Origin of the sequence: Motilimonas cestriensis (assembly GCF_021295315.1) — a bacterium.
GTDB lineage: Bacteria > Pseudomonadota > Gammaproteobacteria > Enterobacterales > CBDFNC01 > Motilimonas > Motilimonas cestriensis.
This window is the reverse complement of record NZ_JAIMJA010000008.1, coordinates 21,746-43,534: the sequence shown is the minus strand read 5'-3', so window position 1 is coordinate 43,534 and position 21,789 is coordinate 21,746. Positions and strand designations below refer to the sequence as shown.

At 44.1% G+C, this 21,789-nt stretch carries 17 protein-coding genes; 3 read left to right on the top strand and 14 right to left on the bottom strand.

Features of this window, described 5'->3' with window-relative positions; translation table 11 throughout:
- Nucleotides 1–93: 93 nt before the first annotated feature.
- Complete coding sequence (gene acnB / locus K6Y31_RS09305) at nt 94–2,691, bottom strand: bifunctional aconitate hydratase 2/2-methylisocitrate dehydratase (RefSeq protein ID WP_233052518.1); 2,598 nt, start codon at nt 2,689–2,691, stop codon at nt 94–96.
- Between the two features lie 253 nt (nt 2,692–2,944).
- Between acnB and K6Y31_RS09300 the strand changes: the two genes are divergently transcribed.
- Nucleotides 2,945–4,402: an NAD-dependent succinate-semialdehyde dehydrogenase gene (locus tag K6Y31_RS09300; protein ID WP_233052517.1), complete on the top strand. Its 1,458-nt coding sequence runs from the start codon at nt 2,945–2,947 to the stop codon at nt 4,400–4,402.
- Between the two features lie 48 nt (nt 4,403–4,450).
- Here the strand turns inward: K6Y31_RS09300 and K6Y31_RS09295 are convergent, their stop codons facing one another.
- The 4 genes from K6Y31_RS09295 to rpe form a co-directional block, all read right to left on the bottom strand.
- Complete coding sequence (locus tag K6Y31_RS09295; RefSeq protein WP_233052516.1) at nt 4,451–6,667, bottom strand: patatin-like phospholipase family protein; 2,217 nt, start codon at nt 6,665–6,667, stop codon at nt 4,451–4,453.
- Nucleotides 6,668–6,953: 286 nt separating this feature from the next.
- Nucleotides 6,954–7,958: a tryptophan--tRNA ligase gene (gene trpS / locus K6Y31_RS09290; protein WP_233052515.1), complete on the bottom strand. Its 1,005-nt coding sequence runs from the start codon at nt 7,956–7,958 to the stop codon at nt 6,954–6,956.
- Between the two features lie 46 nt (nt 7,959–8,004).
- Nucleotides 8,005–8,700, bottom strand: a complete 696-nt coding sequence (locus tag K6Y31_RS09285; RefSeq protein WP_233052514.1) for a phosphoglycolate phosphatase — start codon at nt 8,698–8,700, stop codon at nt 8,005–8,007.
- Nucleotides 8,697–9,371 (bottom strand): ribulose-phosphate 3-epimerase, encoded by a 675-nt coding sequence (gene rpe, locus K6Y31_RS09280; protein WP_233052513.1) that lies wholly within the window; start codon nt 9,369–9,371, stop codon nt 8,697–8,699. Before rpe ends, K6Y31_RS09285 begins: the two co-directional genes overlap by 4 nt.
- 129 nt (nt 9,372–9,500) lie before the next feature.
- Here rpe and K6Y31_RS09275 point away from each other — a divergent pair, with 129 nt between their 5' ends.
- Nucleotides 9,501–9,701, top strand: coding sequence for a DUF2970 domain-containing protein (locus tag K6Y31_RS09275; protein WP_233052512.1), 201 nt, complete (start codon nt 9,501–9,503; stop codon nt 9,699–9,701).
- A gap of 18 nt (nt 9,702–9,719) precedes the next feature.
- Here the strand turns inward: K6Y31_RS09275 and K6Y31_RS09270 are convergent, their stop codons facing one another.
- From K6Y31_RS09270 to K6Y31_RS09230, 9 genes are all read right to left on the bottom strand, one after another.
- Complete coding sequence (locus tag K6Y31_RS09270; RefSeq protein ID WP_233052679.1) at nt 9,720–10,529, bottom strand: Dam family site-specific DNA-(adenine-N6)-methyltransferase; 810 nt, start codon at nt 10,527–10,529, stop codon at nt 9,720–9,722.
- A 12-nt stretch (nt 10,530–10,541) separates the two neighbouring features.
- Nucleotides 10,542–12,167 carry an AAA family ATPase gene (locus K6Y31_RS09265; protein WP_233052511.1) on the bottom strand — a complete coding sequence of 542 codons (1,626 nt, stop codon included), beginning with the start codon at nt 12,165–12,167 and terminating at the stop codon, nt 10,542–10,544.
- Between the two features lie 7 nt (nt 12,168–12,174).
- Entirely contained in the window at nt 12,175–13,248 is a 1,074-nt protein-coding gene (aroB, locus tag K6Y31_RS09260) for a 3-dehydroquinate synthase (RefSeq protein WP_233052510.1), read from the bottom strand.
- A gap of 6 nt (nt 13,249–13,254) precedes the next feature.
- Nucleotides 13,255–13,770 (bottom strand): shikimate kinase AroK, encoded by a 516-nt coding sequence (gene aroK, locus K6Y31_RS09255; protein ID WP_232801512.1) that lies wholly within the window; start codon nt 13,768–13,770, stop codon nt 13,255–13,257.
- 175 nt (nt 13,771–13,945) lie between these two features.
- Complete coding sequence (locus tag K6Y31_RS09250) at nt 13,946–16,258, bottom strand: type IV pilus secretin PilQ (protein WP_233052509.1); 2,313 nt, start codon at nt 16,256–16,258, stop codon at nt 13,946–13,948.
- A 20-nt stretch (nt 16,259–16,278) separates the two neighbouring features.
- A complete protein-coding gene (locus K6Y31_RS09245; protein WP_233052508.1) occupies nt 16,279–16,800 on the bottom strand; it encodes a pilus assembly protein PilP in 522 nt (173 codons plus the stop codon).
- Complete coding sequence (locus K6Y31_RS09240; RefSeq protein ID WP_233052507.1) at nt 16,797–17,369, bottom strand: type IV pilus inner membrane component PilO; 573 nt, start codon at nt 17,367–17,369, stop codon at nt 16,797–16,799. The genes K6Y31_RS09245 and K6Y31_RS09240 overlap by 4 nt, the downstream gene beginning before the upstream one ends.
- Complete coding sequence (locus K6Y31_RS09235) at nt 17,369–17,944, bottom strand: PilN domain-containing protein (protein ID WP_233052506.1); 576 nt, start codon at nt 17,942–17,944, stop codon at nt 17,369–17,371. Before K6Y31_RS09235 ends, K6Y31_RS09240 begins: the two co-directional genes overlap by 1 nt.
- Nucleotides 17,932–18,966 (bottom strand): pilus assembly protein PilM, encoded by a 1,035-nt coding sequence (locus K6Y31_RS09230; protein WP_233052505.1) that lies wholly within the window; start codon nt 18,964–18,966, stop codon nt 17,932–17,934. The genes K6Y31_RS09235 and K6Y31_RS09230 overlap by 13 nt, the downstream gene beginning before the upstream one ends.
- A gap of 212 nt (nt 18,967–19,178) precedes the next feature.
- On the opposite strand from K6Y31_RS09230, the gene K6Y31_RS09225 reads away from it, so the two are divergent.
- Nucleotides 19,179–21,779, top strand: coding sequence for a penicillin-binding protein 1A (locus K6Y31_RS09225; RefSeq protein ID WP_233052504.1), 2,601 nt, complete (start codon nt 19,179–19,181; stop codon nt 21,777–21,779).
- Nucleotides 21,780–21,789: the final 10 nt, after the last annotated feature.

Genomic DNA, 21,789 nt, shown 5'->3' with positions numbered 1-21,789 from the left:
CAATCTAACTAATTTGTATCGCTATCTTATATTTATCCAATAAAAAACCCTCCTGAGAGGGTTTTTTTTGGTGTTTTTTACTTTTTAAGCGATTTAAACGGCTTGTGTAAAAATTACCTTCTCAGCCTTCTTAGTATAACTTGGAAGCTGATCAAAGTTTAGATATCTATACGTATCTGCCGAAGTAGCATCTAATTGTTTGGCATATGTCATATATTCATCAACTGTTGGTAATTTTCCGATAATCGCTGCAACCGCTGCCAGCTCTGCTGAACTGAGGTAAACATTGGCACCGGTTCCCAAACGGTTAGGGAAGTTACGAGTTGAAGTCGATACAACCGTTGAGTTGTCAGCCACACGCGCTTGGTTACCCATACATAAAGAACAACCTGGCATTTCAGTACGTGCGCCTACTTTACCAAAGATGCTGTAGTAACCTTCTTCGGTTAGTTGTGCTTCATCCATCTTAGTTGGCGGAGCTACCCAGAGACGAGTTGGTAATTGACCAGAGAAGTTATTAAGCAGTTTACCTGCGGCGCGGAAATGACCAATGTTAGTCATACATGAACCGATAAACACTTCATCGATATCCGTGCCTGAAAGCTCGCTTAACAGTTTCACGTCATCTGGATCGTTAGGACAAGCTAAGATTGGCTCTTTCACTTCGTTCATGTCGATTTCGATAACAGCAGCGTATTCAGCGTCAGCGTCAGCTTCCATTAGTTCTGGATTAGCAATCCACTCTTGCATCGCAGTAATACGACGCTCGATAGTGCGCACATCACCGTAACCTTCGGCTAGCATCCACTTCAGCATCACGATGTTAGAGTTTAAATACTCAATAATCGGCGCTTCATTTAGCTTGATAGAACAACCCGCAGCACTACGCTCAGCAGATGCATCTGACAGTTCAAATGCTTGTTCAACTTTCAGATCAGGTAAACCTTCAATTTCTAGTACACGACCAGAGAAGATGTTTACTTTACCTTTCTTCGCAACCGTTAATAGACCATCTTTGATCGCGTAATAAGGGATAGCATTAACTAGGTCACGCAAGGTGATACCTGGTTGCATTTCACCTTTAAAGCGGACCAATACTGATTCAGGCATATCCAATGGCATTACGCCTGTTGCAGCAGCAAACGCCACTAAGCCAGAACCAGCAGGGAAAGAAATACCTAATGGGAAACGAGTATGAGAGTCGCCACCAGTACCAACGGTATCTGGTAATAGCATACGGTTTAACCAAGAGTGGATAACACCATCACCCGGACGCAGTGATACACCGCCACGGTTCATGATGAAATCAGGTAGCGTGTGATGCGTGTTTACATCGATTGGTTTCGGGTATGCCGCAGTGTGACAGAAAGACTGCATGGTTAGATCTGCAGAGAAACCTAAACACGCTAAATCTTTTAGCTCATCACGCGTCATTGGGCCGGTAGTATCTTGCGAGCCTACTGTAGTCATCTTAGGCTCACAGTATTGACCTGGGCGTACGCCAGCAACATTACAGGCTTTACCAACCATCTTCTGCGCTAAGGTGTAGCCCTTAGTGGAAGCGGCAACATCTTCAGGTAGCTTGAAGATATCTGTTGGGCCTAAACCTAAAGATTGACGCGCACGATCCGTTAAGCCACGGCCAATAATTAATGGAATACGGCCACCAGCACGTACTTCATCAAGAATAATAGTGGTCTTTAGCTCAAACTTAGCAATTTCTTCACCGGTTTCGGCATTTTTAACCACGCCAAGGTGTGGGTAAATGTCAATTACATCACCCATGTTTAAGTCGCTTACATCCATTTCAATCGGTAGTGCGCCTGAGTCTTCCATAGTATTAAAGAAGATAGGGGCAATTTTACCACCGATACACACACCGCCAGCACGTTTGTTAGGTACGTTTGGAATATCATCACCCATAAACCAAAGCACAGAGTTAGTGGCTGATTTACGAGAGGAACCGGTTCCCACTACGTCACCCACATAAATTAACGGATGACCTTTAGCTTTAAGTGCATCAATTTGCTTAATTGGACCCACTTCGCCCGCTTGATCGGGTTCAATACCTTCGCGCGCATTTTTCAACATCGCAAGTGCATGTAATGGGATGTCTGGACGAGACCATGCATCTGGTGCAGGAGACAAGTCATCAGTATTGGTTTCGCCAGTTACCTTAAATACGGTACCGGTAATTTTTTCTGCCACTTGCGGTTTCTTTAAATACCACTCGGCATCCGCCCAAGACTGCATGACCTGTTGTGCATACGCATTACCTGCTTTGGCTTTTTCTTCTACGTCGAAGAAAGCATCAAACATCAGTAATGTATGAGATAACGCTTTAGCCGCAATTGGGGCTAACTCGTCATTATCTAGCTGAGCAATCAAAGGCTCAATATTGTAGCCCCCTTGCATGGTACCGAGTAACTCAGTAGCACGGGCAGCTGATAAAATAGGAGAGTTGGCTTCGCCATTAGCAACAGCAGCTAAAAAGCCTGCTTTTACGTATGCCGCTTCATCTACGCCAGGGGGTATACGATCGGCTAGTAATTCAAGAATAAACTCTTCTTCGCCAGCAGGTGGCGTTTTGATTAGTTCGATTAGGGCAGCGGTTTGTTCAGCATCTAACGGCTTAGGAACCACTCCTTGGGCAGCACGCTCTGCGACGTGTTTACGATAAGCTTCAAGCACGACTCGTTCCTCTTTTTAATGTATATCACCTATTTGCGGTGATTTTTATCCTTTGACGGGTACATTGCTGTTAATGCGATAGATCGACTTAAATAACGATTTAAAAGCAAAAATGCAGGCAATATGACCATTTCGAAGCAGCAAGAGTATATAAGATTCAAGTAAAAATTAAAATTTAATACGTCAGTAAATTATTTCATTTATGTTATCAAGTTATTAAAATGCGAACTTAAACCCACTTAGGTAAGTACCCATGAATTTTTTGCAATTAAACGATAATCAATTGATAAAGCAAGCAAACTACCTTAATGGAGAATGGCAAGCGGGTAACAAATCCATAACAGTTAGCAACCCGGCTAACGGGGTAAATCTAGGCTCGATACCTGTGATTAATGAGATAACCCTTGAACAAACCATTGCAGCTGCAAGCAACGCGTTTGATACCTATTCAAAAACAAACACTTATCAACGAAGTGAGTGGTTACTCAAGTGGTACAATTTAATCTTAGCGGCGCAAGATGACTTAGCCAGTATATTGACTCAAGAACAAGGCAAAGCACTAGCAGAAGCCAAGGGTGAAATTCTTTATGCCGCCTCGTTTATTAAGTGGTTTGCCGAGCAAATCAATGCCGACCACGGCTTAACCTTAAACTCACCCGTGGATAACAAGCAGTTTCACACTCGTAAACAAGCGGTGGGCGTGGCGGCATTGATTACCCCATGGAACTTTCCCGCCGCGATGATCACCCGCAAAGCCGCTGCCGCCCTTGCCGCTGGCTGTACCATTATCATTAAACCCTCAGAGCTTACGCCCTTTACTGCCATTGCTCTAGTCGAACTAGCTCACCGTGCCGGTTTTCCAAAAGGTGTTATCAATCTTGTTACCGGGGACGCGCCAATGATTGGCGATGCACTGTGTCACGATCAACGAGTAAAAAAGCTTTCTTTTACAGGTTCAACGCCCGTCGGACAAAAATTGTTTGCCCAAAGTGCCACCAGCTTAAAACGCTTATCGCTTGAACTCGGCGGCAATGCGCCCTTTATAATTTTTGCTGATGCCGATCTCGACGCAGCGATTGACGCCTTGATGATCAGTAAATTTAGAAACAACGGTCAAACTTGCGTCGCAGCTAACCGTATTTATGTTGATCAAAGCTTACAGCAAGCATTTTTAACTAAGCTAAAAGCAAAGTTGCCATCACTAACAGTCGGTAATGGCATGGATAAAAATGTGCTGCTTGGTCCGCTGATTAACCAAGCCGCTGTTGATAAAGTAAATAACTTAGTTGCAAGCGCGATCAACGCAGGCGCTAAACTTGAATACCAAGCTGATTTAAGTGAATTAAGCGGCCCCTTCTTTCCCGTTACCTTGCTGAGCGACATCACCCCTGATATGGCCATCGCCCAACAAGAAATTTTTGGTCCGGTATTGGCGGTGCAATGGTTTGCTCAAGAAGATGAGGTGATTAAGCGAGCCAACAACACTGATGCTGGGCTCGCTGCGTATTTTTTTAGTAATAACATCCATCGCTGTCAGCGCGTTGCTGCGGCATTAGATTACGGCATTGTAGGGATAAACGATGGCATGGTGTCAAATGCGGTGAGTCCTTTTGGTGGCATCAAGCAGTCAGGCTTAGGCCGAGAAGGAGGCCACACAGGTTTAGCTGAATATCAATTTATTAAAGCCCATTGTTATGGCCAGTTAAGTTGATATAGTCAAAAGCCCCCTGTTCATGGGGGCTAAACTGTTAAGATGAGGTTATATTTTCGATCCTAAGAAGAAATAAACGCTGGAGTGGCCTCCTTCCGCCAATCCCGTCGCTAATGTAATTGGTCCTAAACCTGTATCCACAGACACGCCCAAACTACCAGCCGTTATCATGTTGTCAAAGCGTATGTCTCGACTACTTTGCCAAACATTGCCTTGCTCAAACGAAGCGGAAAAATACAAGGGCAACCGCACCGCTCCAAAATTGTTATCGAGAATGCGATAGCGATATACCACTGAACCAAAAACCTTATAACGCCCCGAAATTTCGTTGCGCAGTAAGCCAGATAAGTTCTGAAAACCACCTAAATCCTGCATCACAGAAGGGATCCCTACTTTTGTAGTCACCCCACCGTAACTAGCATTTAGCTCCAACACATGGCGATCCCAACTCTGCACGTTCATCCAATCGACTTGCCCTAGCCAACCATCGTCTTTTTCGCCATCACTGCGCTCGGTGATCCATTGCAATTTTGCATCAAACACACCGCCTTGGCTGGGAAAAAAGGCGTTATCTAAACTATCAAAGCCTAGCAACAGATAAGGGCCATAAAAGGTAAAATCGCTGTTCAGGTTAGAGCCGATAAACTCCATATCGCCATCTTCAATCGACCACCCTCCTTCCAAAATGGCGCGTGAAGAGATATTGAGACCAAGGGCTGTATCAAAACCAAGGGAGCTATATTCCGTTTGCCAATATTTTATACCGCCATTACTGCCCCTTTCATCGGGGAAAAAGTAATTGCGCTTATCTTGCTGATAAAAGACTTCCGCATCCCAGTAGTAATTTTGTGTCACATTCAGCGGAACATGCACTTCACTGGATAGCCAAGTCCGCGTGCCCATAATGACGCGGTTGCGCCACTCAGCGCCATGAGAAGTCAAATCTGTGAGGGTATAAGAGAGACCAAAGGCAATTTTTGAATTTTCAGCTTTAGTTTCTTCAATTCCCAGCAGCATGTCGAAATAGCCTGGCCCCCAAGGCTTCTCTTTTGCCGTCACTTTGAGAACGCGCTCACCTTGATCGGTGGTAAATTCATAATCGACCCGTTCAAAAATGCCTTCGGCATAAAGGCTCTGAATATTTTTTTCGAGCTGTTTTTGGTTATAGGGTTGAGCAGGTTTCACTTTTAACCGCGATCTAATAGTGGCTTCAGATAATTGAGCATCGGTTTCAATGTCAACGCGATCAACAATAAACATATCCCCTGAGCGTAAACCAGCCCTAATGGTCATCTTATTAGCAGCATATAGCGCATATTCATCTGTCGACACAGAAAGCCTCTTCAATTGTGTCAACTTCCCTTGTGCAGCAGCAATCCCTAACGGCAAAATTTCCGCCATGCGTTCAAACTCACCAGTACCGATTTCACTAATAGCAGGCTTGAGTAAAATATCTTGTTCCGACATCAGGGCGATTTGCTTTTGTGTACTGGATTGCGTCATGTAGTTGCTGAGCTGATCTAAAATAGTCAGGTAAGAATCTAATTTATCTTTACCCACTAAAGGAGAACCAATATCGACTGCAATAATGATATCTGCTCCCATTTCTTTTAATACATCAATGGGCAGGTTATTCACTATGCCCCCATCAGCGAGATAGCGGCCATCTATTTCCATCGGCTTGAGAGCACCAGGGACCGACATACTGGCTTGCATCGCATTAACTAAGTTACCTTGCTTTAATACATAAGGTTCCATTTTCTCTAGGTCAACGGCCAAGGCGCGATAAGGGATTGGCATATCATCAAAGCTATCAAAATTGGGTAAGTTTAACGTTGACTCACGCAATAGCCGCGCCATGGTTTCACCTTGAATAACACCATGGGGTAAGGCAATACTTTTGCCATCAAAGCCGATGTCTGATTGCAGTAAAAACTGCTCATTTTGTTTTTTCTTGCGGTAGCTTAATTTTTCGCGAGCAACCTTGTCAGAAAAACCTCGATTCCAATCGGTTGCAAACATGCGTTGCTCTATTTCTGCGGCGCTTAAGCCCGAAGCATACATACCTGCTACATAAGCGCCCATCGACGTGCCCGCGATGTAGTCCACCGGAATATTGAGCTCTTCAAGCACTTTAAGCACGCCGACATGAGCAGCCCCTTTCGCACCACCGCCACCCAAGGCTAAGCCAATTTTTGGCCGCTCAGACGCCAGTACCACGGCACTAAAACCAGACAACAATAAAATAAACATTAAGCGGATCATGGTCTTCCCTAAGCGAAATGGAGATTCAATAGCGCTGCAATTATACCTATCAGCCAAATTTATGCCCTATCCAAGATGATTATTTTTCCTACAAAAACGCCTTAAATATATCCCGATACGCTTAGCTTATCTAAACTGGCCAAGGCCAAAACAATAAAGCCTATTAGCGACCAACTAAGAATGGCTTAAGCACTCTGCAGAGTTAACATTTCAAATGCCTTAAATATTAAAAAGCCCGATACAGCAAGCTATATCGGGCCTATATTTAATCAACTAGCGCTTGGCACTACGGGCGAGGAATAAACCCTACTGCGTCGTACACGGCTTTTAACGTCACTTCAGTACGCGCTGACGCTTTTTCCGCTCCTTGCTTCATAATGCGATCAAGCTCAGTTTGGTCTTCACGAATTTGATGAAAGCGCGCTTGGATCGGCTCGATCATTGCCACCATCGCCTCAGCGGTATCTTTCTTGAGATGGCCGTACATTTTGTCTTCGTAGTCAGGCACTAAATCAGCAATACTGCGCCCTGTTGCAACAGAAAGTAGTGTGAGTAAGTTAGACACGCCCGGCTTTTCAGTAGTATCAAAGTAGATTCGCGCTTGCTCATCAGAATCCGTTACCGCGCGCTTTAGCTTTTTCTCAATTTGCTTTGGCTCGTCAAGTAGCATGATGTAACCACCCGGATTCTCATCCGACTTCGACATCTTTTTAGTCGGCTCTTGTAAGCTCATCACCCGCGCCCCCACTTGTGGAATAAACGGATCAGGCACTTTAAACACCTCACCATAGAGGTTGTTAAAGCGGGTTGCAATATCGCGAGTCAGCTCAAGATGCTGCTTTTGGTCTTCCCCTACCGGCACTTTATCCGCTTGATAAATCAAGATATCTGCAGCTTGTAGCACAGGGTAGCTAAATAGGCCCACATTCACGTTGTTAGAATGTTTATCTGATTTATCTTTAAACTGCGTCATCCGGCTTAGTTCACCCATTTGGGTGTAACAGTTAAGCACCCAAGCCAATTGCGCGTGCTCACGCACTTGCGACTGCACAAATAATGCTGATTTTTCAGGATCAATACCACAAGCGGTATAAAGAGCTACGCCATCTAATACACGATCACGTAGCGCCTGAGGATCTTGGCGCACCGTGATAGCATGCAAGTCGGCAAGCATAAAGAAACAGTCATGGTCCTGCTGTAACGTTCGCCACTGGTTGATAGCACCTATATAGTTTCCTATTGTCATGCCACCGGTTGGCTGAATGCCACTTAGTACAACTGGGTTTGCCATAAAACGTTCCTTTATTTTTACTGTTCTTGCTGATGCATCGCTTAAATTAAGCGTTAACTTTGCAAGCTAATGAATTCAATAACTCTGAAATATTATCTAATACTAAATCAGGCTCAGATATGCGAATATCTTCACCGTAGTTATACCCGTAGGTTAAGCCTGCCACTGCCATGTTGGCGGCCTTTGCAGCGAGAATATCATTTTTTGAATCACCTACCATCAAGGTTTCTTCAATCTTGCTACCTAGCACTTCACAGGCATGAAGTAGCGGCGCTGGATCAGGCTTACGTACTGGTAAGCAATCGCCCGCGACAACCAAGTCAAACAACCCGGTTAAGCCATATGCAGACAAAATCGGCGCCATGTATTGGCCCGGCTTGTTGGTCACGATGGCCAGTTTGTAGCCCACTTGCTTTAAGCTGATTAAGGTCATGCGTACATCGGGGTATAATACCGATTTTTCACTTAAACAAGCCGCATAATACTGCTTAAAAAGTTGATGTGCTTGTTGTAACTCTTCAGCACAAATGTTTGCAGTGAGTTCAGTCGAGCCAGACAGTGCGCGCTTGAGTAGCACGTTCGCGCCATTGCCGACCCAGCCTTTTACTTGCTCTTCTGGGAAGGTTGCTTTGTTCATTGCCGTTAGGGTTTGATTAACGGCTTGGGCTAAATCTGGCGCGCTATCAAGCAGCGTGCCATCCAAATCGAACAATACGGTATTTATTTGTTGATAAGCGCTCATGCACCAACCTTAGCGAGTTCGCCACGCATTTCATCAATAACTGCTTTGTAATCGGGTTGATTGAAAATGGCAGAGCCAGCCACGAACATGTCCGCGCCTGCTGCAGCGATTTCGCCAATATTGTTAACGTTAACACCACCATCAACTTCAAGGCGAATGTCGTAACCACTGGCATCAATTTTTGCGCGTACTTGGCGCAGTTTATCGAGGGTGCCAGGAATGAAAGACTGACCACCGAAACCAGGGTTAACCGACATCAGTAAGATCACGTCTAATTTATCCATCACGTAATCAAGATAATGCAGCGGCGTCGCTGGGTTAAACACTAAGCCCGCCTGACAACCATGATCTTTAATGAGTTGAATGCTACGATCGATATGCTCTGACGTTTCCGGATGAAAGGTAATAATAGAGGCGCCAGCTTTAGCAAAATCAGGGATAATACGGTCAACCGGTTTAACCATTAAATGCACATCAATTGGCGCAGTCACACCATGGTCACGTAAGGCTTGGCACACCATTGGGCCTATCGTTAAATTAGGCACATAATGATTATCCATCACATCAAAGTGCACAACGTCGGCACCGGCGGCTAATACATTGTCTACCTCTTCGCCGAGACGGGCAAAGTTTGCAGATAAAATTGAAGGGGCGATCAAAAAGTCTTTCATTTTATTATTCTCATGGTAGGGCTCGCGGGCATTTTACCTAAGGCAGGCGATTCAAGCTAGTGCGGATTATTTGTGCTAGGCAATCTAACTGGATTTAAAGGTTTATAACAACAATTAGGAATAAAATAGATGACTTCTAACGAGCAAAAAACCAGTTTTAAACAGAATTTTAAAAGTGCGTTGGCCGCTTTATTCGGTATTCAAAGCAGTAAGCAACGTGAGCAAGACTTTAAGTCTCACTCACCGTGGCGCTTTATTTTGGCGGGTGTGATTGCGATAGGTTTATTATTAGGAACGCTATTACTCGTGGTGCAATGGGTACTAAGCTAACACGCTGAGTTTTTTTGATTAAAACAAAGCCAATAATTCCGCCACTTTATTACGCTGACTACCTTTGCTACTAATAGTACGCTTAACGTGAACAACGTTTAATTGCGCGCCATGATAGAGCTCACGCGTTAATTCAATATCATGATTGCTTACTAACACAGGAATCTTACGCGCCGCGGTTTCACGACTTAATCGCCCGAGCACGGCTTGATCATCCAAAGTGAAGCCATTAGCCGCATACGAAGTGAAGCTAGCGCTGGTGCTCAAAGGTGCATAAGGCGGATCGCAATAAATTACGTCACCTGATGATGCTCGGGCAAAGGTGTCACTGTATGACTCACATACAAACTCAGCCTGCTGCGCTTTTTCAGCAAAAAACCACAGCTCAGCGGCCGGGAAATACGGCTTTTTATAACGGCCAAACGGCACATTAAAACCGCCCTTTTTGTTATAGCGACACAAGCCGTTGTAACCATGGCGATTAAAGTAAAGGAACATTAACGCTCGTTCGAATTTATCAGAACATAGGTTAAATTGGTTGCGCAAATCGTAATAGCGATCGGAGTCATTAAAGTCAGCAGCAAAAAATTTTTCAGACTCTTTAATATAATCGTCTGGTTGCTGCTGCAAAATTTGATACAAGTGAATCAGATCAGGGTTGATATCATTGAGTAGGTACTGCTTGTAGTCCGTATTTAAAAATACCGACCCTGCCCCTACAAAAGGTTCTATTAATCGCTCTTCTTGTGGGAGGTGGCGCTTAATGTCTTCAATTAAGCCAAACTTGCCCCCTGCCCATTTTAAAAAGGCCCGGTTTTTTTTCATTATTATGGTCGACCTTTAATCAATCGCTTCTTGCTGGATCTGTTTGTAGCCTTTGGCCCAAGGCTTGAGAGTGCGTAAATTAGTGGGTAATGAAGCAATGTCATTCATCGCCGCACGGCGCGTCTTATAATCACCATGAACCACCAAATAGGCGGTTTTTCCCTTACGGCTAATTTTAAAATAGGTCGCGGTTTGTTCAATATTATGCTCTTTAACAAAAGCTTTTAACACCGGCAGTGAACTAACCGCAGCCAGTTGTAAACTATAATGTTGGCTGGGAATTTTTTTAAGTTCGGCCGCTGTGGTTAAGCGAAAGCCAGGCTTTATAGCTGGGCTTGACGTTACGGTCGAAGATGGAGTCGGTGCTAATGTAACAATCGGCGTTTCAGGTTTGGGCTGCTCCGCTTCAGATACACTAGTAGCTTCTTCAGCAGGCTGAGTTAATACTTGCTTTAACTGCTCAACCGATTGCACGGTGACGTCATCAGCATTCATCTGCGCGTCAGTTAAAGCCGCGAGCTCTTCACCTTGCTCTAGCACTTGCGCTTCAACTTGGTCATTATTGCTAGTGGCACCGAGCTTTTCAATCACGTTTTCTGGCACCGTCACGCGCTTACGTGGATCCTCAAGACTGTCCAATTCAAGATCGGAATGCTCCACTTCATTTGGCAGCGGAGCATCATCTTGCCAAGAGGCAACGAGCTCATCTGGAGTAAGCGAAGCAGTACTAGGCTCAACCGATGGGTCAGAGCGCTCATCAATGGTGACGGAGGCTACCGGCTCATCAAGTAGCGCCATCGCTAAGGATTCATTATTCGCGAGGGGTTCGGCAACTTCATCGCCTGGGCTTGGCACAATAAAGTAGTAAAATGCGCCTGACATCAATAGCGCAGCCAATACCATTAACGCAATAAGAGGTAACTGAGAGTTACTTTTCACTTTTTCTACCTCGACTGGGGTTTCGTTAACGATGGTATCGACCAAACGTTGCAAATTTGCAGGCAGGCCAGCACAAGCTTCGATTTGTCGATGAATTGCCGCATTATTTTCAACTTTAGCTTGGTAATCAGCTCGCTGCAGTATGCTGCGGACAAACTGATGACTCTCTTGCTCAGATAATGACGGGATATCCATTTCAATTGGAGGTGTATCAGTTTTACCCGATAACAAGGCTACTTGCTGATCGCACCAAGTTGGGTCAGCAAACAGCAGCACGTTAATCTTATGATTAAAGCCTTGAAAACGATTTTCTAGTAACAATAGCCAAAGTTCGCCAATTAAATCTTGTGGCAGAAAGTGGGCATTATCAACCACCAATAAGATATCAGAGGTGGCATCGTCTAACATGCGAAAGAGGCTTTCACCTAAGTTATCTTCCGGATTAAACAGCGGCTTAGATACCAGTTGTGATAGCAAACCATCACGTGCTTTGTTAGCTCTGATGCCGGGAGAGCAAGAGAGTAAACTCTGATTCGATTCGATATCAAGGCTCAATAAACGTTGGATCAGAATTGTTTTTCCAGATCCAGTTTCACCCGATATAAAGGTGATGTTTGAATTAAAACGAATAAGATGTTGCAGTCGCTCTAACAACTGCAACTGAGAGGGGATGTCAGCCAGTTGGATATGTTGATCCAGCATGGGCTATCTATTTACCTGTAATAACGTTTCTCAGTACATCTTCAGTAACATCTGCGAAGATATCTGATTTACCTATATCGGTAGGTAAAATTAAACGTAATTGACCATTTAATACTTTTTTATCAATCTGCATATGATGCATGAAAGTATCAAAGGTCATATCAGCTGGCGCCGCGGTAGGTAAGTCAAAGGCTGCAACTAAATGACGCATGCGTAGCACTTGCTCTTGATTGACTAGGCCTAGTGCGAGTGATGTCTCCGCGGCTAATACCATACCAGCAGCCACTGCTTCACCATGTAACCAATTACCATAACCTTGTTCTGCTTCAATCGCATGGCCAAAGGTATGGCCAAGATTGAGTAAGGCTCTCGCCCCTCTCTCTTGTTCATCTTGGCTAACGATTTCAGCTTTTATTTCACAGCATCGTTTAATAACATGCACTAAGGCAGTAGCGTCTAATGCTTTCAATTTTGATTGATTTTGCTCCAACCAACAGAACAAATCATAGTCGTAAATAATGCCGTATTTGATCACTTCAGCCATGCCCGCAGCAAATTCACGAGCTGGTAAGGTTTTCAAACAATCAATGTCAATAGTGACCACTGAAGGTTGGTAAAATGCCCCTATCATATTTTTGCCTAAGGGGTGATTCACTGCCGTTTTACCACCAACAGAAGAGTCAACTTGGGACAATAAAGTGGTTGGAACTTGAATAAAGCCAACGCCACGCTGGTAACAAGCGGCAGCAAAACCTGCCATATCACCCACCACGCCACCACCAAGGGCAATAACACTGGTATCACGCGCATGACGCTTAGACAGTAATCCATTGAGTATCAATTCAAATGAAGCTAAGGTTTTAAATTGCTCGCCATCGGGCAAAATAACCTCATCGATTGAATACTCAGCTAACGTTTGTTTAAGCTGCTGTAAATAAAGTGGTGCGACCACATCATTAGTTACAATCATTACTTTCTTGGCTTTTATTGCAGGGGCAAATAATTGCGCTTGCGCCAACAAACCTGAACCGATATAAATCGGGTAACTGCGTTCACCTAAATCAACGTTAAGGATTTCCATATCTGCTTAAAAGTCCAATAGTTTGATGATTTGATTAGCCACAATTTTAGCGCTTTGCTCATCCGTTTTTACGGTGTAATCCGCAATTTCTTCATATAAAGCATTACGCTCGTCGGCTAGGTTTTCTAGCACGTCACGTGGGTCATCTACTTGTAATAAAGGTCTACGTTTATCTCTTTGAGTACGAGCTAACTGTTTATCAACCGTAGTTTCTAGGTAAACAACTATGCCACGCGCCGATAAACGGTTACGATTATCTTTGTTTTTTACTGAGCCACCGCCAGTCGCAAGAACAATGCCTTGTCGCTGAGATAGGTCGTCAATCGCTTCCTCTTCGCGCTTACGAAATCCTTCTTCGCCTTCCACATCAAAAACCCAAGCGACATCCGCGCCTGTGCGTTTTTCAATCTCAGTGTCTGAATCGAAGAATTCAAGATGTAACATCTGTGCTAGATGTCTGCCAATTGTACTTTTGCCGGCACCCATTGGGCCGACCAGAAAAATATTTCGTTTCTCTGCCATGGTCCTACGTTTTTTCTATATATAGCTGTTTAAACGTCAGCACGATTCGACTGACCCGTATAACCTGTAAATCTGTGATTAAGACGGTGATTATCTCAATTGTCGGGGGGGATTTGCAACCATTGAAAAAAAATGAGGCCACATTTTATCATGTGGCCTCACTTAAGTGCTTATATTACTCCGAGAATGCGTCTTGAGTAATAATTTTTGGTGTGACGAAAATCAGTAGCTCACGCTTAGAATTTTCTTGAATCGTATTTCTAAACAAGGCACCAGCCCAAGGAATATCGCCTAATAATGGCACTTTAGTAATGGTGTCTTTAATTTGTTGCTGATAAATACCACCAAGAACAATCGTTTCACCATTATCAACTAATACCTGAGTACCAATTTCTTGTGTATCAATAGAAACAGCTTGCCCAACGGCTGTTGCAACAACTTCACCTTTACTATCCTGAGTAATAACTAAATCTAAGATAATTTTATTATCAGGTGTTATATGTGGTGTTACATTGAGGCTTAATACCGCTTTTTTGAAAGCTACTGATGTTGCACCACTTGATGCAGATTCAACATATGGAATCTCGGTACCTTGTTCGATATAAGCCGTTTTTTGGTTTGCTGTTGTAATACGCGGACTAGCAATAATTTCAGCCTTATTCTCACTTTCTAAAGCAGAAAGCTCTAAGTCTAAAATCTTACCATCGGCTAACTTAGCAACCTGAAAAGCAATAGATCCAGCGCTAGTACTCGCGACAGGCAGGTTTACATTGAGCCGATCCGCTAAACTCGGAGCAGCAGGGGTACCAGCTACTCCGGATGTCGAACCTGTACCTTCTAAACTGCCAGAAGTGCTGCCATTGGTAGTAGCTTTGGTTACCCCCCAACGAACACCAAGATCCTGCTGCACACCATCAGTGACTGTCACCATGCGTGATTCGATAAGCACTTGCTTGACTGGAATATCCAGAATTTCAATCATTCGTTTCACGCTGTCGATAACATCTGCGGTGTCTTTAATCAACAAGGTATTAGTACGCTCATCAATTGACACACTACCACGACTTGATAGTAAACTAGCATCGCTACTCGATAGCATGCGTGAAATATCACCTGCTTTGGCATAGTTAATTTGTAAAAACTCAGAGTAAAGCGGCGCTAATTCACTGACTTCTTTCTGACTTTCAAGTTGCTCTTTTTCCTTCGCAGCAAGTTCAGTAGCAGAGGCAACCATTAATACATTGCCTTCCATACGCTTACCTAAACCTTTCACTTTTAAGATAATATCTAGCGCTTGCTCCCAAGGCACCTCATCCAAACGTAAGGTAATGTTGCCCTGAACGGAGTCAGTCGTTACTAAGTTAAAGCCATTCGTGTCTGCGAGGATCTGTAACACGGTCCGAACTGAAATGTCTTGGAAATTAAAGGAAATTAACTTGCCTTGATAAACTGTTTTCTTTTCATCACGTTCTTTTTTCTTAACATCAATGACAAACAAGCTATCAAGCTGATCGTAACGGTATTCAAAATCACCCGCGATATCCATCTCAAAACGCGTTTTACCATTTGCAGTGAAGGTTTCAACGGTTTTCACCGGTGTGGCAAAATCCAGAACGTCCATTACGTAAAGCAAGTCATCGCCGATATGAGTACTTTGGAACTCAGCCAGTAACTTAGTGCCGCGTTTACGGATGTCTACCGCGATGGTTGAGTTGTCTAACTTAACCAATAGCTGACCATTACCTACTTCTCCGCGCTTAAAGTCGATAGACTCAATGCTATTAACGAAACCTTTTGGCGTACCTTTAACAGCCGACTGGGTGACGAGAGTCGGCTTAGCAGCGGGGGCCGGTTTAGCGGCAGGTTTAGCTTGCTTAACTGGCTCTACTACCTTAACGGGAGCAGGAGTGGGCTTAGCTACTTGCTGCGACGCTTTTTTTGGTGGTTCAACAACTGCCTTCGGCGCGGGTGTCACCAAAGCGGCTTTAGCAGCTAAAACCGCTGCATTTTTAGCTGTCGTCTCATTTTGACTAACTGCGGCAACCACTGCATCTTGTTGAGCTGTAGTTGGCTTTTTCTTCGCCGAAGACACATCACCGAAGCGCACGGTGAGCTTATTATTGTCATGCTGTAAGCGATAAGGCATCAACTGACGTAGACCTATCACGACTTTAAGACCATCAGCCGTGCGCTCTGCTTTAACTAACTCAACGCCATCTTTATCAACGGGCACAGGGTTAAGCTTCAACACAGAAGAGGCATCTTTTACATCAATGACTAACTGGTTAGGCCGATAATGTAGTTTATCTGTATAACGCAATACAGGCTCACTAAACTCAAGTTCCAGTTCAACCTTGCCAGCCATTAACGAGTTCACATTAAGCTTGTTTAATTGTGGTTCAGCGTAGCTTAGGCCAGAAAACAGCGTAGCCCCTAAAATGGCAGCACTTAGCTTAGCCATATTAAATTTTAATTTATTGGTGCTCATTAAGACTTCCCTGCTCTCTCTTATTCTTCTTCGCCAACCAGTGTAAGTTGTGTAGCACGTTCGCTCCAACAACCTTCACCATCTGGTACCAACTCTAACAAGTTAATTTGATCTTTTTTCACTGATAGAATACGACCGTGATTTTGACCCATGTAATAACCCGCTTTCACTCTGTGTAGCTCACCACCACTCACCTGCACCAGCGCCCAAAGCTCATTATCTAATTCTATCGTGCCACGCATAAATAAATTATCCGCAGAAAAATATTCTAGCGGCTGCTTCTGTCTGGACAGGTTTGGTTGTGGACAACTACTTGGCGCACCCGGATTACCCGATGCTGTTTCTGGTTTAGGAATAGAGAAAGGCTTACGTTTGACAGTGCCAACATAGGGCTCTATTTCTATTTCCTTGATTTCAGGTATTTTGTCGTTAATAGGATAACTTTTTGACTTAATATTTGCCACATAGGAATTGAGATCTTCATCATTAGCTTGGCAACCTAACAGTGACATACCCATAACGACTAACAAGATGCGCTTCATTTTTTCGCCTCCTTGTAAGTATAGGTTTTCGCTGTTAACTCCACATTAAGGGTTTCATTATCAATTTTTTTTATATTAATGTTGTCCAAGATGATGATTCGCGGCAATTTAGCTATATCTGCCGAAAACTGGCCGATTTGATCGTAAGTACCAATCATTTCGATACCGTAAGGGACCTCAACCGAAAACTCTTTCTCTATTTCAGCAGAAGGTTTAAAGCGTTTAAATTGGAGACCATTATCACTACCAATAAAGTTAACGTTATCAAGCAAGGTAGACACCTCACTTTTACTCGGTAGCTTTTTAACCAGTTCAGCTAGCAGACCTTCAATCTCAACCATCTGCTTACGATACGCGTCCAGATTAGAAGCGAGGGCAGCTTTAGCTTCAAACTGGCGCTTAATTTCAACTTCTTTATTCTGCGCCTGCTCTAATGATTGAAGTTGGTCGCTAAACATAAAATAGTAAAAGCCGCCAACAATCAGCCCAGCAATAATAATTAAGAAAATACCTTTAAATAATGCAGGCCAACTGCCAATATTTTCGAAATCGAGTTCATTGACATTCATTATTGAGCGCCTCCTGCTACTGGCTCTTTGGCTACTTTGCTCAATACCTCAAAGTCCATATCAAATTTGAACAGCTTAATGGGCTTCGTCTCTGCAGCGTAGATGCCACCTAATGATTCATTGCCGACACGACTCGATTCTTCGATATTTCTAAACATACGAGAAATTCGAGACTGAGATTCGCCTTTACCATCAACTGCAATTTTTACGTCATTAAAGCTCAGACTTTCAAGAAACACACCATTAGGTGTAATATCAGGAAGTAAATTAAATAAATCTGTCGGCCAGTTACGCCTTTCTTGTAACTGCTGAATCAAGTTAATACGCTTTTCAACTTCCGCTTTCTTCTCTTTAATGTTTTTAATTTCTGCAATTTGTCGATCAAGAACTGAAATTTCATTATTTAGAAAAGCATTCCGTTGGTTTTGAGTCTCGATTTCGCCGTCCAAATAGATTTTACCGCCAAACATCAGGGCGCCAGTGACTAAACAGACCAAAAATAGCAAGCCGTAGAAATCTTTTTCTTTGCGTTTTCGCTGCTCTTCGCGCCAAGGCAATAAATTTATATTTGACATGGTGTAAAGCTCCTTAAGGCAAGACCTAAGGCCATCATGTATTTTGGCCCATTCATGGCCATTAATTTTTCGTCCGCTGAATTAGCAAAGCTAAACTCTGTGAAAGGATTTGCCAAAATCAAAGGTATCTCTAACTCCGACTCTATTTGACTCACTAATTCAGGCAATAAACTACCGCCCCCCGTCAGCACTAGTTTGTCAACTTTAGAGAATCCACTTGAGCTACAAAAAAGCTGAACGTTACGACGAATATGCTGAATTGCAGAGGTTACAAACGGTGCTAGTACATCTGAATCGTAGTCGGCAGGCAAGGTATTAGCGAGTTTATCTTTCTCGGCCTGCTCTAAGCTCATGCTGTAAAAGTTAGCGATGGCTTGAGTATAATTGTGACCACCATAATTTTGCACCCGCGCATAAACCGTTTCACCTTTGTTCATCATGGCAAACGTCATCATCGACGCACCGATGTCAATGGCAGCAACGACCTTCTCCTGCTCATCTTCTGTTAACACCAACTGGCAGGCGCGCCCTAAAGCGTGAGACTCAAGATCCATCACTTTTGGCTCTAATCCAGCATCTTCTAAACAAGAGGCCTTGGTAACAATGGTGTCGGTACGTGCTGCACTGATTAGCACATCATTTCGAGAAGGATCGGCTAGGTTCTTATTCAACACTTCAAAATCAATGCTGATTTCATCAATCGGAAACGGAATAAGGTGTTCAGCTTCAAGTTCAATTTGCCCTTCCAGTTCCATCTCGTTTAAATCAGCATCCATTTGTACTACACGAGTATAAACGTCCGCTCCAGATACGGCTGAAGCTGCATATTTATATTTGGCTGGAAAATTACGTTTGACCTGTTTGATTACCTGCGCCACTTTATCAACCTCGATAAGTTGACGATCAGACATCGCGCCCTTAGGCACATTCATTTCCGCAACACCTTCAACTTTATAGCTTTTGCCTGATTTTGACAGCGCAACAGCCTTCACGGAATGCGACCCTAAATCGATTCCGATCATTGCGTAGGTTTGCTTTTTCCTTAATCCTGATAACATAACGTCCCAGTTCTGACTTGATAACTAAGTGAAAAGTAGCGTATTTTCGCCGTTATAATAAGCGCAAATATAACATTGTTCCAATGCTTTAAATCACAAATCACTGTTTAACTGCAAGATATACAGGATATACTAGCCACTCTTTTGTGTTTTTTGTTAACTAGGTAGGAATTTTCATGTGGAAATGGTTTAAGCGATTTCTCCTTATCGCACTATTTTTAGGGTTTGCTGGCGTCGCTGCAATTGTCGGGATGTACTATTACATCAAGCCAGAGCTTCCTGACGTAAAAACCATTACCGAGGTTCAGCTGCAAACCCCCATGAAGGTATACAGTGCCGACGGTTTACTCATTTCACAGTTTGGTGAAAAGCGCCGTATCCCACTCGCTATTGAGGATATTCCTCTGCAAATGATCAACGCCTTTCTCGCGACCGAAGATAGCCGCTTTTATCAGCATCCGGGGATTGACCCTATTGGTATTGTTCGAGCGGCAACGGTATATATCGCCAGCGGACATGCAAAACAAGGCGCAAGTACCATTACCCAACAGGTAGCACGAAATTATTTCTTAACCCGAGAAAAAACATTAATACGCAAAATAAAAGAAGTTTTCATTGCCCTGCACATCGAACAACTACTCACAAAAGAAGAAATATTAGCGCTGTATTTAAATAAAATATCTTTAGGCTACCGCTCTTATGGCGTTGGGGCGGCCGCACAAGTGTATTACGGCAAGTCAGTAGATGAGCTGACATTAGCGCAAACGGCGGTAATTGCCGGTTTGCCTAAGGCGCCATCTAAGCTAAATCCTATTTATTCACCAGAAAATGCACGCTCACGACGTGCCGTGGTTTTAATGCGCATGCTAGACGAGGGCTACATTACCCGAGCAGAGTATGATGAGGCCAATGCTGAGGCGATTACCGCCTCCTACCATGGTGCAGAGATCGAACTTAATGCCGCATTTGTGGCCGAAATGGCGCGTCAAGAACTGGTAGAAATGTTCGGCGAAGATCAAGCCTACAATCAAGGCTTGAATGTCTATACGACGATTACAGAAAAATCTCAATTAGCCGCCAACAAAGCCTTGGTTGATAACTTAATTAGTTATGATCTTCGCCATGGCTTCAGAGGGCCTATTGAGAAACTATGGGATCAGAGTAAAGGCGAAGCCGCTTGGCCCATGCAAAAGATCTTTGACCACTTAGCTGAACAACCTTTTTATAATGTACTGAGTCCAGCGGTCGTAACTCAGGTAAACGAAAAAGAAATAGAAGTGCTAGTGCAAGGCGGTAAAGCCGGTACCATTAATTGGGACGGCTTGAAATGGGCGCGCCGCTTTGTCAATGACAAACGCCAAGGTCCGCCACCCAAGCGCGCCAGCGACATTGTAAATGCTGGAGACATGATTTGGGTAAGAGCCGAAGAAGATGAGTTGATATTATCGCAGCTACCTGACACATCAGGCGCCCTAGTTGCATTAAATCCACAAGACGGGGCCATTCAGGCACTAGTGGGTGGTTTCGATTTTAAGCAAAGTAAATTTAACCGCGCCACCATGGCCAAACGCCAAGTTGGCTCTAATATCAAACCCTTCCTCTATTCTGCCGCCTTAGAGAATAATTATACCCTGGCAACGCTGGTTAACGACTCGCCAATCAATCATTGGGATGCGAGTTTGGGTAAAGCTTGGCGACCGAAAAACTCACCAGCCGTTTACGATGGCCCAATCCGCATCCGTGTTGCGCTAGCTAAATCAAAGAACGTCGTTTCAGTTCGCTTGATCCGCAGTGTTGGCATTGGACCAGTGATAGAACACCTCAGCAAGTTTGGCTTTCATAAAGAAGATTTACCGCCATACGAAACCTTAGCATTAGGTGCTGCGGAATTAACGCCACTTGAGGTAGCAACAGCTTACGCCATTATTGCAAATGGTGGCTTTAAAATTTCACCTTATGTAATTGCTCGCATTGAAGACGCTTATGGCAATTTGATTTATCAAGCCGCGCCCGATTTGGCCTGCACTTCTTGCGGCCCAGATATCGCAGTAGCAGATGGTTTCACAGAAGGATTGAGTGAAGACCAAGCCCTAGCCGCTTTTGACGAACAAATTCTGACGCTCAATGAAATTGAGGGAAATACCGACAGCTCAGAAAATATTGACCCCGTCGCTAATCCATCTAAACCTTACCAAGCCCCAGAATCGAAAATAGCCCCGCGCGTGATCAGCGGTGCTAACGCATTCTTGATCCGTGAAGCTCTCAGCAGTGCTATTTGGGGCGGGACCCAAAACGGAGAACACTGGAATGGTACAGGCTGGCGCGCAGGCAGGGCATTAAATAGACGGGATATTGCCGGTAAAACAGGCACCACCAACGAATCTCGTGATGCATGGTTTTCCGGTATGAGCCCCTACTCTGTCGCAACAGCTTGGGTTGGCTTTGACAATCATAGCCGCGTGCTTGGCTATGCATCCTACAATGCCAACCTAGGCAACCAACAAGTCACTGGTGGCGAGTTTGGTGGGCGTACAGCGATGCCAGCTTGGATCAGTTACATGGCTTCGTTTTTAGAAGACCACCCAGAGCAAAAGAAACGCGTGCCGGAAGATATTGTAACAAAGACTATTGACTTAGAAACAGGCTTGCTCAGCCGCTCTGAAGGCGCTAATACTCGTAGTGAATACTTCGAAAAAGGGACCGAGCCAACCCGTTACGTACCTGAAAATCAAAATGATATTTTCACTAACCCCGATGAAGAAAGCGAATTATTCTAAAATCACTTAG